The 12,807-nt window shown below is 47.5% G+C and carries 12 protein-coding genes; 6 read left to right on the top strand and 6 right to left on the bottom strand.

Features of this window, described 5'->3' with window-relative positions:
• The first annotated feature begins 29 nt into the window (after positions 1 to 29).
• The 4 genes from clpX to BUB81_RS11950 all read left to right on the top strand — a co-directional run bounded on the left by clpX (position 30) and on the right by BUB81_RS11950 (position 6,527).
• Positions 30 to 1,307 (top strand): ATP-dependent protease ATP-binding subunit ClpX, encoded by a 1,278-nt coding sequence (gene clpX / locus BUB81_RS11965; RefSeq protein WP_073323039.1) that lies wholly within the window; start codon positions 30 to 32, stop codon positions 1,305 to 1,307.
• A gap of 187 nt (positions 1,308 to 1,494) precedes the next feature.
• Positions 1,495 to 3,852, top strand: coding sequence for an endopeptidase La (lon, locus tag BUB81_RS11960; protein ID WP_073323037.1), 2,358 nt, complete (start codon positions 1,495 to 1,497; stop codon positions 3,850 to 3,852).
• A gap of 326 nt (positions 3,853 to 4,178) precedes the next feature.
• Positions 4,179 to 4,451 (top strand): nucleoid-associated protein HU-beta, encoded by a 273-nt coding sequence (hupB, locus tag BUB81_RS11955; RefSeq protein WP_073323035.1) that lies wholly within the window; start codon positions 4,179 to 4,181, stop codon positions 4,449 to 4,451.
• A 189-nt stretch (positions 4,452 to 4,640) separates the two neighbouring features.
• The gene (locus tag BUB81_RS11950) at positions 4,641 to 6,527 is read left to right on the top strand and encodes a SurA N-terminal domain-containing protein (RefSeq protein ID WP_073323033.1); all 1,887 of its coding nucleotides are present in this window, start codon (positions 4,641 to 4,643) and stop codon (positions 6,525 to 6,527) included.
• A 204-nt stretch (positions 6,528 to 6,731) separates the two neighbouring features.
• Here BUB81_RS11950 and BUB81_RS22165 read toward each other — a convergent pair whose 3' ends face one another.
• From BUB81_RS22165 to BUB81_RS11940, 3 genes are all read right to left on the bottom strand, one after another.
• A complete protein-coding gene (locus BUB81_RS22165; RefSeq protein ID WP_175555808.1) occupies positions 6,732 to 6,902 on the bottom strand; it encodes a hypothetical protein in 171 nt (56 codons plus the stop codon).
• Positions 6,903 to 6,986: 84 nt separating this feature from the next.
• Complete coding sequence (locus BUB81_RS11945; RefSeq protein ID WP_073323031.1) at positions 6,987 to 7,502, bottom strand: DUF6265 family protein; 516 nt, start codon at positions 7,500 to 7,502, stop codon at positions 6,987 to 6,989.
• A 10-nt stretch (positions 7,503 to 7,512) separates the two neighbouring features.
• Entirely contained in the window at positions 7,513 to 8,652 is a 1,140-nt protein-coding gene (locus BUB81_RS11940; protein WP_073323029.1) for an acyltransferase family protein, read from the bottom strand.
• Positions 8,653 to 8,954: 302 nt separating this feature from the next.
• Here BUB81_RS11940 and BUB81_RS22160 point away from each other — a divergent pair, with 302 nt between their 5' ends.
• The gene (locus tag BUB81_RS22160; protein ID WP_175555807.1) at positions 8,955 to 9,092 is read left to right on the top strand and encodes a hypothetical protein; all 138 of its coding nucleotides are present in this window, start codon (positions 8,955 to 8,957) and stop codon (positions 9,090 to 9,092) included.
• A gap of 4 nt (positions 9,093 to 9,096) precedes the next feature.
• On the opposite strand, the gene BUB81_RS11935 is transcribed toward BUB81_RS22160, so the two are convergent.
• A complete protein-coding gene (locus tag BUB81_RS11935) occupies positions 9,097 to 9,489 on the bottom strand; it encodes a VanZ family protein (protein WP_073323027.1) in 393 nt (130 codons plus the stop codon).
• Positions 9,490 to 9,800: 311 nt separating this feature from the next.
• Here BUB81_RS11935 and BUB81_RS22500 point away from each other — a divergent pair, with 311 nt between their 5' ends.
• Entirely contained in the window at positions 9,801 to 10,337 is a 537-nt protein-coding gene (locus BUB81_RS22500) for a pilus assembly FimT family protein (RefSeq protein ID WP_073323025.1), read from the top strand.
• 82 nt (positions 10,338 to 10,419) lie between these two features.
• Here the strand turns inward: BUB81_RS22500 and BUB81_RS11925 are convergent, their stop codons facing one another.
• Both BUB81_RS11925 and olsF read right to left on the bottom strand, forming a co-directional pair.
• On the bottom strand, positions 10,420 to 10,857 hold the full coding sequence (locus BUB81_RS11925; protein WP_073323023.1) for a hypothetical protein: 438 nt from the start codon (positions 10,855 to 10,857) through the stop codon (positions 10,420 to 10,422).
• A gap of 216 nt (positions 10,858 to 11,073) precedes the next feature.
• Complete coding sequence (gene olsF / locus BUB81_RS11920) at positions 11,074 to 12,792, bottom strand: bifunctional ornithine lipid synthase OlsF (protein ID WP_073323022.1); 1,719 nt, start codon at positions 12,790 to 12,792, stop codon at positions 11,074 to 11,076.
• Positions 12,793 to 12,807 lie beyond the last annotated feature (15 nt).

Below are 12,807 nucleotides of genomic sequence, written 5' to 3'. Positions count from 1 at the left end.
TTTGCCGGGCAGTATAGAGGCAATAATCTATGAGCGACAAACAAAGCAGCGACGGCGACAATAAACTTCTGTATTGCTCGTTCTGTGGCAAAAGCCAGCACGAGGTCAGAAAGCTTATCGCCGGCCCCTCAGTGTTCATCTGCGATGAGTGCGTTGAGTTATGCAACGATATTATTCGGGAAGAGATCAAGGAGATTGCCCCGAATAAGCAAAAGCAAAATGCGCTGCCAAAACCCCAGGAAATTCACGAGCACCTGAACGACTATGTGATTGGTCAGGAGCACGCGAAGAAAGTTCTGTCGGTGGCGGTTTACAACCATTACAAGCGTTTACGCAATGGTGATGTACACGAAGGCGTTGAGTTAGGCAAAAGTAACATTCTGCTAATTGGGCCTACCGGTAGCGGTAAAACCCTGTTGGCTGAGACGTTGGCTCGTCTGTTAGACGTACCTTTCACCATGGCTGATGCCACCACACTGACCGAAGCCGGTTATGTGGGTGAAGACGTTGAAAATATTATTCAAAAGCTGCTGCAGAAGTGTGATTACGATGTAGAAAAAGCCCAGCGCGGTATTGTTTACATTGATGAAATCGACAAGATCAGCCGTAAATCAGACAACCCTTCGATTACGCGTGACGTATCCGGAGAAGGTGTTCAGCAAGCGCTATTGAAGTTGATCGAAGGCACTGTAGCATCCGTACCGCCGCAAGGTGGACGCAAGCACCCGCAACAGGAATTTCTGCAGGTTGATACCTCTAAGATCCTGTTTATCTGTGGTGGTGCATTTGCAGGGCTCGACAAAGTCATCGAACAACGCGCGACCAGCGGCAGCGGCATTGGCTTTGGCGCTGAAGTGAAGTCCAAGGAAAACAAGAAGGCCATTTCTGAGCTGTTCCGTCAGGTAGAGCCAGAAGATCTGGTGAAATACGGGTTGATTCCGGAGTTTATCGGACGACTGCCAGTGGTAACCAGCCTGGAAGAACTGAATGAAGAAGCGTTAATTCAGATTCTGAAAGAGCCGAAGAATGCGATTACCAAACAGTATTCTGCCTTGTTTGCCATGGAAGACACTGAACTTGAGTTTCGTGAAGATGCCTTGTTTGCGATTGCTAAGAAAGCGATGCAGCGCAAAACAGGTGCCCGCGGCCTGCGTTCAATTGTAGAAGCTGTTCTGCTTGAAACCATGTACGAATTACCTTCTATGGAAAACGTAAGCAAGGTGGTGATTGATGAAACCGTGATTCGCGGTGAGTCTAATCCCATTCTTATTTACGATAGTGCGGACAAAAAAGCCGCCAGCGAATAAAACAATCAAAATATATAAAAAGGCCTCCGGGCCTTTTTTTATTTGTGATATCAAGCATTAGTTACTGCTTTTCAAAACGGTTTGCAGTAGATTAAGACTACGCCTTATAGAAATATACTGCGGGTTAATTGAACTTTGTTAGCCCATCCCCATATAAAGACACAATAGTAATAATCAGAGAAGAAGTATGACATCAGAGCGAGAGAATCGCATTGAAATACCAGTACTGGCCTTGCGGGACGTGGTTGTGTACCCCCATATGGTCATACCTTTATTCGTTGGACGTGAGAAGTCGATCCGCTGTTTGGAAGCGGCCATGGACAGCGACAAACAAATTTTCCTGGTTGCCCAAAAAGACGCGGGCATTGACGAGCCAGACACCGGCGATATTTATTCTGTAGGTACCATCGCGACCATTTTGCAATTGCTTAAATTACCCGACGGCACGGTCAAAGTGCTGGTTGAGGGTAATGTGCGTGGTGAAGTCGCCGACTATGTACAAACTGAACCTTTCTTTGTAGCGGGTATCGATCGCCTGGGCGATGAAGCGCTGCCAGAAAGTGAGCAAGAAGTGCTGATCCGTTCTGCAGTGTCGCAGTTCGAAGGTTACGTTAAGCTCAATAAAAAGATTCCACCCGAAGTACTGACGTCGCTCAACGGCATCGATGATGCTGCACGTTTGGCTGATACCATGGCTGCGCATATGCCGCTTAAACTGGTAGAGAAGCAAAAAGTGCTCGAGATGCGGGGCGTGAATGAACGCCTTGAGTATCTGATGGCGTTAATGGAAGGCGAAATTGATTTGCTGCAGGTCGAAAAGAAAATTCGCACCCGCGTAAAGAAGCAAATGGAGAAGTCTCAGCGTGAGTACTATCTGAACGAGCAAATGAAAGCCATTCAGAAAGAACTGGGTGAGCTCGACGACGCGCCGGATGAATTTGAAGCGCTGAGCAAGAAAATCGAAGAAGCCAAAATGCCTGCCGAGGCTGAAGAAAAAGCCAAGGCTGAACTGCAAAAGCTGAAAATGATGTCGCCAATGTCCGCCGAAGCAACGGTTGTCAGAAGCTATATCGATTGGCTGACCAGTGTGCCGTGGCATAAGCGTTCTGCAGTGAAAAAGAACCTGGCAAAGGCAGAAGAGATCCTGGATGCCGACCATTACGGACTGGAAAAGGTCAAGGAACGTATTATTGAATACCTTGCCGTGCAACAACGTGTTCGTAAACTGAAAGGGCCGATTCTGTGTTTAGTCGGACCGCCGGGTGTGGGTAAAACATCACTGGGTCAATCTATTGCCAAAGCCACAGGCCGCAAGTATGTGCGTATGGCACTGGGTGGCGTGCGCGATGAAGCGGAAATTCGTGGACACCGTCGCACCTACATTGGCTCATTGCCGGGTAAGCTGATCCAGAAAATGGCCAAAGTGGAAGTGAAAAACCCGCTGTTCTTGTTAGACGAAATCGACAAGATGTCATCTGACATGCGTGGCGACCCGGCTTCCGCATTACTCGAAGTGCTGGACCCGGAACAAAACAGCAGCTTCAGCGACCATTATCTGGAAGTGGACTACGATTTGTCTGACGTCATGTTCGTTGCGACATCAAACAGCATGAACATTCCTGGTCCGTTACTCGACCGGATGGAAGTGATTCGTTTATCGGGCTATACCGAGGATGAGAAGCTGAATATCGCCACACGCCATTTGATCAGTAAGCAAATGGAACGCAACGGCCTTAAAAAGAATGAACTGGAAATCGAGGACTCAGCCATTATTGGCATGATCCGCTACTACACCCGCGAAGCTGGTGTGCGTTCACTGGAACGCGAGATTTCTAAAGTGTGTCGTAAAGCGGTGAAAGATATTTTGCTGAATAAATCGACTAAGAAAGTGGTAGTGAACCAGGATAACCTGAAAGACTATCTGGGTGTGCAGCGCTTCGATTACGGTAAAGCCGACAAGAACAACCAGATTGGTCAGGTAACAGGATTGGCCTGGACACAAGTTGGCGGTGACTTACTGACTATCGAAACGACTTCTGTACCTGGTAAGGGAAAAATGACATCAACCGGTTCACTGGGCGATGTTATGCAGGAGTCTATTCATGCTGCCATGACGGTCGTTCGCTCACGCGCTGAAAAACTGCGTATTAACGGCGACTTCTACGAGAAGCGTGATATTCACGTTCACGTGCCAGAAGGCGCAACACCTAAAGACGGTCCAAGTGCGGGTATTGCGATGTGTACTGCATTGGTGTCGTCATTAACAGGCAACCCTGTTAAGTGCGATGTGGCCATGACAGGGGAAATTACCCTGCGCGGAGAGGTGCTGGCGATTGGTGGACTAAAAGAGAAGCTGCTTGCTGCGCACCGCGGAGGCATTAAAACCGTGGTGATCCCGAAAGACAATGAACGTGATTTAGAAGAAATTCCGGATAACGTGAAGCAGGATTTGTCTATTCATCCGGTACAGTGGATTGATGATGTGTTAGATATTGCCTTGCAAGAGCCGGTTGAGAGTTTTCAACCTGTTGCGTTAAACGGCTAAAACTTAGGCACATAGAATGCTTGCCGCGCCAGTCATATAAAGGCTTGCGCGGCATTTTTATTTGTTTTGCTCAAAAAGTGTGCAGATAACGTGAGAAAAGTCATTTTTTTTAACTTTAGGGGCTTCAAAGTCAGAAAAGTTGTGTTACCTTAACTGCTGTATTCGCTTGAAGCCTTGTCACTAAAGGGATGGCAGCGATTCATTAATAAGTTAAAAAATTGTAAAGCTTGGCTTGATGTTACTGATTAAGCTTGCTATAACGTCTGAGCAATGAATTAATGTTTTTGCGGACGAGAGCATAATAACAAACGAAGGGGATCTTAATTGTGAACAAGTCTCAACTCATCGATAAAATCGCTGCTGGTGCAGATATTTCTAAAGCTGCTGCTGGCCGTGCACTGGACGCTTTCACTGACGCGGTAACTGACGCGCTGAAAGAAGGCGATCAAGTAGCACTGGTTGGTTTCGGTACTTTCTCTGTAAGAGAGCGCTCTGCACGTAGTGGTCGTAATCCTCAAACTGGTGAGACTATCGAAATTGCTGCAGCTAAAGTACCTTCTTTCAAAGCTGGTAAAGCACTGAAAGACGCTTGTAACTAATAAGCAGTCAGAGTTTTTGAAAAGGCGATGGAATTCCATCGCCTTTTTTATTGGTATCGACACAAGGAATGTCGTTCCAGCATTCTATCCGGGTGAATGTTAGGCTATAATCCCGGCTTATTTTACCGAGAGTACAACCATTTTGTTGATGTCTCGGGCAGCGGTATGTAACGGAGTTAGAATCGAGTCATGCTAGAAAGAATCAGAGAAGGTTCTCAAGGCCCTTGGGCGATGGCGATCATTGTCCTGATAGTGTTGAGTTTCGTATTTGCAGGCGTCAGTAGCTATGTGTCATCGTCAGGTGTCACGGCAGCGGCAGAAGTTAACGGCGAAGAAATTAGCCAACAAGATGTTGAGCGTGCTTACCAGTCTCAACGCGCGCGTCTTGAAGCGCAGTTTGGTGAAAGCATCGGCGCTTTGTTCAGTGATGAAAATTACCTGCGTGATTTTCGTTTAAACGTATTGGATCGCTTAATTGCAGATACCCTTGTGCTGCAAAAAGCAGAAGAATTGGGTTTACGCGTGTCTGACAAGCAAATCCGAGAAGCCATTGTACAAATGCCAGAGTTTCAAACGGCAGGTACATTCGACAATGAGCGTTATTTAATGCTGCTTCGTCAAAATGGTTTCCAACCCGCTTCGTTCAGCAATTATATGCGTCAGCAAATGACTCGTGAGCAGCTGGCACGAGCGGTCAGCGCCAGTGATTTCGCACTACCTGCAGAAGTGACCCTGGCGAATGCGTTGCAACAGCAAACACGTAATGCCGAATACCTTATCGTCGACTCTGCGCCATTCGCCTCTGAGGTTGAGCTGAGCGATGAAGAAGTGAATACCTTCTACGAAGCGAATCTTGCTCAGTTCGATACGCAAGAAAAGGTGAACATTGCTTATGTAGTCCTTTCCGTTGATGATCTGAAAGGCGATGTCACTGTATCTGACGAAGAAGTTGAACAGTACTACACCGAAAACAACCTGCTTTACAAAACGGCGGAAGAGCGTCGCGTATCGCACATTATCATTGAGTTTGGTGATGATGAAGCAGCGGCAAAAGCCAAAGCTGAAGCACTAGTGGCTGAACTTGCCAACGGCGCAGATTTTGCGACTCTCGCACAAGAAAATTCTGATGACACTTTTACCGCTGAAAACGGCGGCGACCTGGATTTCATTACTGCAGGTATGATGGACGAAGCGTTTGACGACGCAGCGTTCTCACTGGCGCAGGTAGGCGATGTATCTGACGTGGTTGAGACTGAGTTTGGTTATCACATTATCAAGCTTACCGATATCAAGCCTGAGGAAGTGACGCCATTAGCTGAAGTTAGCGAAGAAATTCGCAACCAGCTTGCTACAGACAAAGCCACTGATCGTTTTTACTCTTTGCAGAATGACATGGCTAATCTGGCGTTTGAAGTGCCAGACACACTGGAAGATGTGGCAGGTGTAGCGAATAAGCCTGTGAAAGAAACCGGACTGGTCAGCGCGCAATTGGTGCCTGCGCCATTAAACGTGCCAGCAGTAACCAGTCGGGTATTTGACCCAGCGTTTATTGAAGAAGGTCTGAACAGTGACCTGATTGAACTTGATGACGACACTATTGCATTCGTTCGCATCGCAGAGCACGAGCCACAACGCACTCAATCGCTAGACGAAGTACGCACGCGAATTCTTGCGCAGCTTCGTGCCGAGAAAGCACAACAGGCCGCAGCCGATTGGGCGACCAACGTAGTTGAGCAAATCAAAGCGGGTGAAACACCTTCACTTGAGCTGGGTGATGTTACGCTGTCGTGGGAAAGCAAAGAAGCGCTGACGCGTACCAGTGGTGAACTGCCACGTGCTCTGGTTGAAACCTTGTTTACGCTGGGTAATGCTGCGCCTGACAACATTGATATTGCCGAGCTGGGCTCAGGCGATGTGGGTATTGTGAAGGTGACAGGCATTAATCAGCCTGAGGCGCTGTCAGAAGAAGACAGTGCAGCGCTTGCTCAGCAGATTGCTACCGCAAGCGCACAGACTGGTTATCAGGCGTTTATCGACTCCCTGCGCAACGCTGCGGATGTAAAGATTAACCTGTAGTTCACCAGGATATTAATCGCATTATTCAGGAAGGCCACTTACGAGTGGCCTTTTTTGTACTCTTCTTCGCGGCGTTGTAGATAATTCAGGTTTAGTGGTAAAGCGAAAGAGTGTTACCCGAAAAGAAGTTGTTGAGACGGGAAGTCAACATGCGGCTATAAATGGGCGTACAGAGCAGCACGCCACGCTTATAGCAGATTGGCGTTACTGTGTGACAAAATACATAAATGTGAAGAACAGGGCGACAACCGACGAGAAAATAAAGATGTACTTAAATCCCTGCTTGCCGTCGGCCAGACTATACTGATTAACCTTCAGATAGCCCACCCAAATCAGGCTGAGGACTAATGGAAGCAACACAATGATTTTCAACATAATAACGAGCCAACCTGATATTTTAATTTAGCTACGTAACGAGACAGCCATTGGATTAGTCGAAGACGTTGCCAAGCCGACGCGTTAGCGTGACGATACTCTTTTATAATGGAACTTATGTTCCGTGATTTTGCCGCCATCTTCAATGGCTACGTAAATATTCATGGTGTTTTCGTCGATACGCTGCAAGGTGAGGCCATTGAAATACGCGGTGTCCTGAGTCAGCTTTAACAGAGGAAAGTCCATATATTCCTCTTTTTCTTCCCAGCTTGTTAAGTCATTACCGAAGTGCTTCAAACGAAACACCAGCGATGCATTAACCGCCATGATTGTTTCGATCTCATAGAACTGCACCTTGTCGCCAACAACCAGTTTGAACGCGCCCATCATCGAGTCACCTAATGGGGGCGACCAGACTTCTTCTACAATGCCGCCAAATGCTTCCCCCCGCCAGTGCCCGGCCAGCCAGGCAACCGAATCCAACGTGGCGGCAGGCGAGGGCGCGTGTTTGTCTGCTTGCATAACATTAGGAAATGGCTGATTTGCCTGAACCGAGATGGTGAGCAGACAGGCAAATAATACAACCAGTAACGCCTTCATGTGCGCCTCCTTATGCGTGTTCCTTGATAATAGGTTTCATGCCAAACAGCCTGCGAGTCAGGTTAAATGGCCGAATGCCAACGTAGCAGGTTGCTGCGCAAATAGCGAACGATAGTACTAATAATAGGGTTGATTTGATGGCAATGCTGCTTTGCCACTGCACGATGTAAAACGCCAGGCCGACGATAATCGTTTGATGCAAAATATAGAATGGAAAAATCAATGAATTGGCCGTACGAAGCCACTCTGGTGAGGAGGTGCAGTACTTGCTGGCGTAACCAACCAGGGTCAGCATAGCCGACCAGGATACCAGTGAGCACATGGCCCACCATATCGCCCAGCGCGTCTGCAGTGACGCGTAGCCGCTAAAATCAACGAGGTAATATCCATAGAACAAACAGGAGCACAGAAGCAGTGTTACCGCACTGGTGCGTCTGTGCTTGGCAAAAGAATCCCAAATGGAAGAGCGACTCATGCATATCATACCAAACAGGAAAAACAGACCATAAAAAGCAGACAAGGCCAGGTTGTCGATCCCATGCCCTTCATTAAAGGTGGTGGTCTGAAGCCAGCATCGCACCGCAATAAGCAAAGCAACTAGCAAAAATAGCCCCAAACGGTATTGTGCCAAACGCGTTATCCCCGACAAGACTAGCTTCGACGCGCTACTTTTTAACCAGGCAGCAACAGGTATGGCAAACACCATGAAAACGATAAGAAACTCGAGGAACCAAAGGTGGTTAGGTTCAAACGCCAGAAATCGGTGGTAATAGGCGTCTAGCAACGAGCTATATTGGTCTGGGTGTTCAAAATATTCCTGCGGCGGCACGATAAACATCATGCCAATAAAAAAAGGCACGACCAGCCGGTAAATTTTACTTTTAAAGAAAGCGCCGGCAGTGCTGCGCTGCAGTAACAGGTAGCTACCTGCGCCGGCAATAAAAAACAGTATGGGTAAACGGATTTGCTCGAAATACACCATGATATCGTCCAGCAATTTGCTGGAATCGGTATTGGTTATATGCCAGTCATCGCCATTAAACGGCATAAAAACATGGTGCAAAAAGACCGCGAAGATCAGAATGACACGAAGCCAGTCCAGTTCATAATAGCGTTTATTTTGCGATGTCCCCGCTGCCTCGTTGTTCATTTACAATCCTTTGTTTTTGATGCAAAGTTGAGTTCTCAGGCAACACTATACGGGTATTTGCTGACCGGAAGTGTGATGAATTGTTAGCAAATAATTCTTGTATATGTGCGTTTACCAGCAACGCTGGTACCAGAATTTGGCGGCAGCATGTCCTTTAAAGTTGACCACTATGCGGCGAAGACGATTTCGCCTAAGCCACAATTAGATATTGAGTCCATTGCTATTGAGCTGAGCATTGGCATTATTCTGGCCAATAGGGGCAATTAGAGGCTATAGGGGGCTTTAACGCAGGTGTGCTGTTAATGGCCGTTCCATGCGGGCTCATTTCTCTGACGTGTTTTCTGCTGGCAGTGGTATCTATCTCACGTTTTGTGATTGACCGTCGTATTGCCCGACAACAAAAGCAAAACCTAGACCCTGAAGTCATTGAATCAGACTAGCCGCTCATAAGGTCCTGTTTGTCCTCATCTGCAGAGCAAGCTTATAAACAAGCGATGCGCCTAAAATACCGGCTACATCAGCCAGCCAGTCGAACACATCAAAAGTGCGGGAAGGGATATACAGCTGGCTGATTTCCTCCGCCGTAACAAACAGCAGAATAACCAGGCTCCCGATATAATAACGTTGGCCAGACACGCCCACGGATTTTCCGTTTGTCGCGGCTAAAACAAGGAGGGTGAGTGAGCCAAACAGACCAAAGTGCCCGAGCTTATCGCCAAAAGGAATGTGTTGTCTAACGCTGAAAAAGACGCTGGTTGCTCCCGCATTTGCGAGGTAGATAACCCAAAGAATAAATGCAGCTGCCAGTATGCTTAAGAGTGTGTAGTATTTTTTCAATGTTTGCTTAATGCCTGAAACAATTAAAGTATTAGCATTATCCTAATAGCCAAATAGGTTAAAGTACGGGCGAAAAAGTGGCTTTTACGGTGCATGAAATGTCACTATAGTTGCCACAACGAGTGCAGTTGTTCTGATGAGCCCGATCCGCCGAAAGCTTTGTTTTGCGTTTTTTTATGTCGTCTGGCAGCAAACTTATTGAAAAAGGGCTGGTGTGTTTGTCGGTCGCCGATGTATGTTTTTTGCGCTACTATAAGCAATAAGACGCTGTTATTTATTGTTGTATATGAATTTGTCACTGTAAAGGGTTTATGAAATTTCAATCCCCAAAACAACAGGGATTCACGCTTATCGAGCTGATCACTGTCATCATTTTATTGGGTGTACTGTCGGTGACGGCTTTGCCCAAATTTGTGAATTTTTCTTCCGATGCCAACGCTGCTGTGATCAATAACCTGGCAGCAGGACTAAAAGCGGCTGCTAATCTAGGTAATGCCAAAGCGTTAATTGCTACCGGTGCAGGCGGTATGAACAATGGCTTTGAGTTCGATGGCGTATATTTCGACAGAGGCTATCCACTTGGCACATCCTATAATGACAGCGACGGGGTACCTGAAATACTGGAACTTATGGTCTACGGCCCGAATGATCTTACGTTTGCAGAGAACTTTAACGGCCAGGCTTCAAGCGGTGAATCGACTCGTGAGGTTTACATAACTACGCGCAGTAAAATGAATGCCGGGGTCGGCTATACGGCGATCGTAGCAGGCAGGTGCTATGTGTCCTATGAGAGTTTCGTTAATGACTACAAAGAACCTGAAATCGTAAAAGAAACTTCAGGTTGCTAACCTACAAGAGGTGAAGTGTTCGTACACTTCACCTCGCAAGTATTGATGCTGTTCCCTCAGCGTTTCAGCCTGGTGTTGCCGGCTAATTTATCGCGACCTGATTCATTGCGATTAATTGGGGTGAGTACACCTTCAATAGCTTGGCAAGCTGGGTTTCATCTTCTAAAGACGTTACGTTCAGCGGTTGTTCTGGCAACTGCAGCGCCGTTTTATTCTCAATAAGAGCTTTGAGTTTTTCCTGGTCAACCTGACCATTCACTGTCACCGACTGCATTTCTTCGTCAGTCAGGTTTTGTGTATAGCCGTCTGGCAAGTAAATCGTGCCGTTAGAGAAGTCTACTGCAAACGCAATCACGCCGGGCACGAAGAAAAACAGCAAGCCAACGGCATCGAGTAACACAACGCCCGCATCCAATCGACCACTTGTCTGGCCTTTACGCTCTGGGTGTAGAATCGTCCCGCACGCTGTCAGGTTAAGAATCAATCCGGTTGAAATAAACAGTGTGAGTAGCTTTTTCATCTTGTCATCCTCAGTATCTGAATCGTATCAGCATTACTTGCAGCAAGCCGGGTGCCAGATTTGAGCTAGGTTAAAAAAGCACTTTAAATCATGAGTTTACTAAAGTTTGCCATTTGAAATGGCGCAGGATGAAAAATACTACTACGTGAAAGTTTCACGGGGAGTGTAATATTTGCGACACCGGCAGGGCAGTCAATGACTGCCCTGTAAATGTGCTTATGCGCTCTCTGCTAATTGGTGGGATAGCAGGTAACGTTTCCGTTTTTTGGGTAACAGTTTCTCGGTGTCTACGACGACTAAACCGTCAATGCAGTCACAAAAATCCGGGTCGATATTAAAGTCGAGGAATGCCACGCCATCGTGTTCACACACTTCAGTATACTGCTTATACAGCGTCGGGACATTCACTCCCATATTGGCAAGTAAGTGCTTGAGTTGAGTGAACTCTTTTTTGTAATCGTTACCAGAGAAAGCTTTTAAACTGTCACTGGGCACGGTGAAGGGGATTTTCGCCTTGGCTTCGCCAAACCTGGCCGGGAAGTAGGTCTGATAAAATTGCACAATCAGCTGCTTGGCAGGCTGTGGGTAACTGTTACTCAGGCTAACCGGCCCGAATAAGTAGCGATAGTGTGGGTAACGCGTTAAAAACGCACCAATACCGAACCACAGGTAGTCCAGGCTTCTTTTACCCCAATAACGTGGCTGAACGAAGCTGCGTCCCAGCTCCAACCCTTCCTCAAACAATGCCGGGTTGTCTTTTGCGTATTCGAACAGGGTCGCAGAATACAAGCCGGTCTGATGATCGGGCTGTGACAAGCGCTGGGCATCGCCAAAGCGATAGGCTCCAACGATCTCAAGGTCTTTGTCGTCCCATAAAATCAGGTGGTAATAGTGATTGTCGTAGCGATCGATGTCGCGGCGCTGCAAGGTGCCTTCACCTACCGCTCGAAAGGCAATTTCGCGTAAGCGGCCGATTTCCCGCATGATCACGGAACTGCCTTTGTGCAGGTATAAGTAGATGTGTTTGCCGTCAGACGTTTCACCCAGGTGTTCGCATTGGCGAATTGCTCGGGACAGCTCTTTTCTGTCCTCAGGCATGGCAATGGCAGCCTGTGTCGCAAATATGCCTTTCTTATTGGTGCCTATGCGGTACAGGTGACGTTTAAACAGCTTTACTGTATCGGGAACAGATATCGACATGGATTGGTAGCTGCTGTAGGGGATCAGTTCGCCTATACGCATTGGGAGTGATTTACGGCGCTGATTGAACATTTCTTTTACCAGTAAGGCTGTCGCCAGCGGTTTGTAAATCATGGATACGCCGTAAAACAAGGGCGAGTTTTTGGCATCAATAAAAATCGGCAAGATAGGCGCTTTGGCGTGACGTGCCATGCGCAGGAAGCCGCTGTGCCAGTGTGTGTCGCGCACGCCCTGTGGACGCAATCGAGAGACTTCTCCGGCAGGGAATATAAGTACCGCACCTTCTGAAGCCAGGTGGTCATGAATGGCCGATAAATGCTGTTTAGGCGTGCCGCCTTGCATGTTGTTTACCGGTAGCAGCCGGTCACGTAATGGCTCAATGGCCATCAGCATCTGATTGGCCACCACTTTAAGGTCGTGGCGTATTTCAGAGATTAATTTGATGAGGGCTAACCCATCGATTGAACCAATCGGGTGGTTGGCAATGATCACGACACGCCCCTCACTGGGGATGCGCTCGCGTTCATTGTCGCGGATTGAGGTACTTACATTAAAGTACTCTAAGACCTGCTCGACAAAGTCAATGTCGTGATAGTGCGGATAGGTCCGTCCGAAATCTGCAATTTCCCTTTCGTGTAGCAGGTGTCGTAGAACAAAACACAGGGGTTTGTTCAGGATGCGGTTGTTTGCAACCTGCGGATAATACTCGTTGAGTAGGCCGTCTACAGTAAACATATTAAGTACACTTTG

The organism is Marisediminitalea aggregata (assembly GCF_900129565.1).
GTDB lineage: Bacteria > Pseudomonadota > Gammaproteobacteria > Enterobacterales > Alteromonadaceae > Alteromonas > Alteromonas aggregata.
Note: the sequence above shows the minus strand (reverse complement) of the source record. Positions and strands in the feature narration are given on the sequence as shown.

Excerpts from the sequence above, each read along its gene's own strand:
- clpX (WP_073323039.1), top strand. The coding sequence starts at position 30 with ATGAGCGACAAACAAAGCAGCGACGGCGACAATAAACTTCTGTATTGC.
- lon (WP_073323037.1), top strand. The coding sequence starts at position 1,495 with ATGACATCAGAGCGAGAGAATCGCATTGAAATACCAGTACTGGCCTTG.
- BUB81_RS11950 (WP_073323033.1), top strand. The coding sequence starts at position 4,641 with ATGCTAGAAAGAATCAGAGAAGGTTCTCAAGGCCCTTGGGCGATGGCG.
- BUB81_RS22165 (WP_175555808.1), bottom strand. The coding sequence starts at position 6,902 with ATGTTGAAAATCATTGTGTTGCTTCCATTAGTCCTCAGCCTGATTTGG.
- BUB81_RS11945 (WP_073323031.1), bottom strand. The coding sequence starts at position 7,502 with ATGAAGGCGTTACTGGTTGTATTATTTGCCTGTCTGCTCACCATCTCG.
- BUB81_RS11940 (WP_073323029.1), bottom strand. The coding sequence starts at position 8,652 with ATGAACAACGAGGCAGCGGGGACATCGCAAAATAAACGCTATTATGAA.
- BUB81_RS22160 (WP_175555807.1), top strand. The coding sequence starts at position 8,955 with ATGGCCGTTCCATGCGGGCTCATTTCTCTGACGTGTTTTCTGCTGGCA.
- BUB81_RS22500 (WP_073323025.1), top strand. The coding sequence starts at position 9,801 with ATGAAATTTCAATCCCCAAAACAACAGGGATTCACGCTTATCGAGCTG.
- BUB81_RS11925 (WP_073323023.1), bottom strand. The coding sequence starts at position 10,857 with ATGAAAAAGCTACTCACACTGTTTATTTCAACCGGATTGATTCTTAAC.
- olsF (WP_073323022.1), bottom strand. The coding sequence starts at position 12,792 with ATGTTTACTGTAGACGGCCTACTCAACGAGTATTATCCGCAGGTTGCA.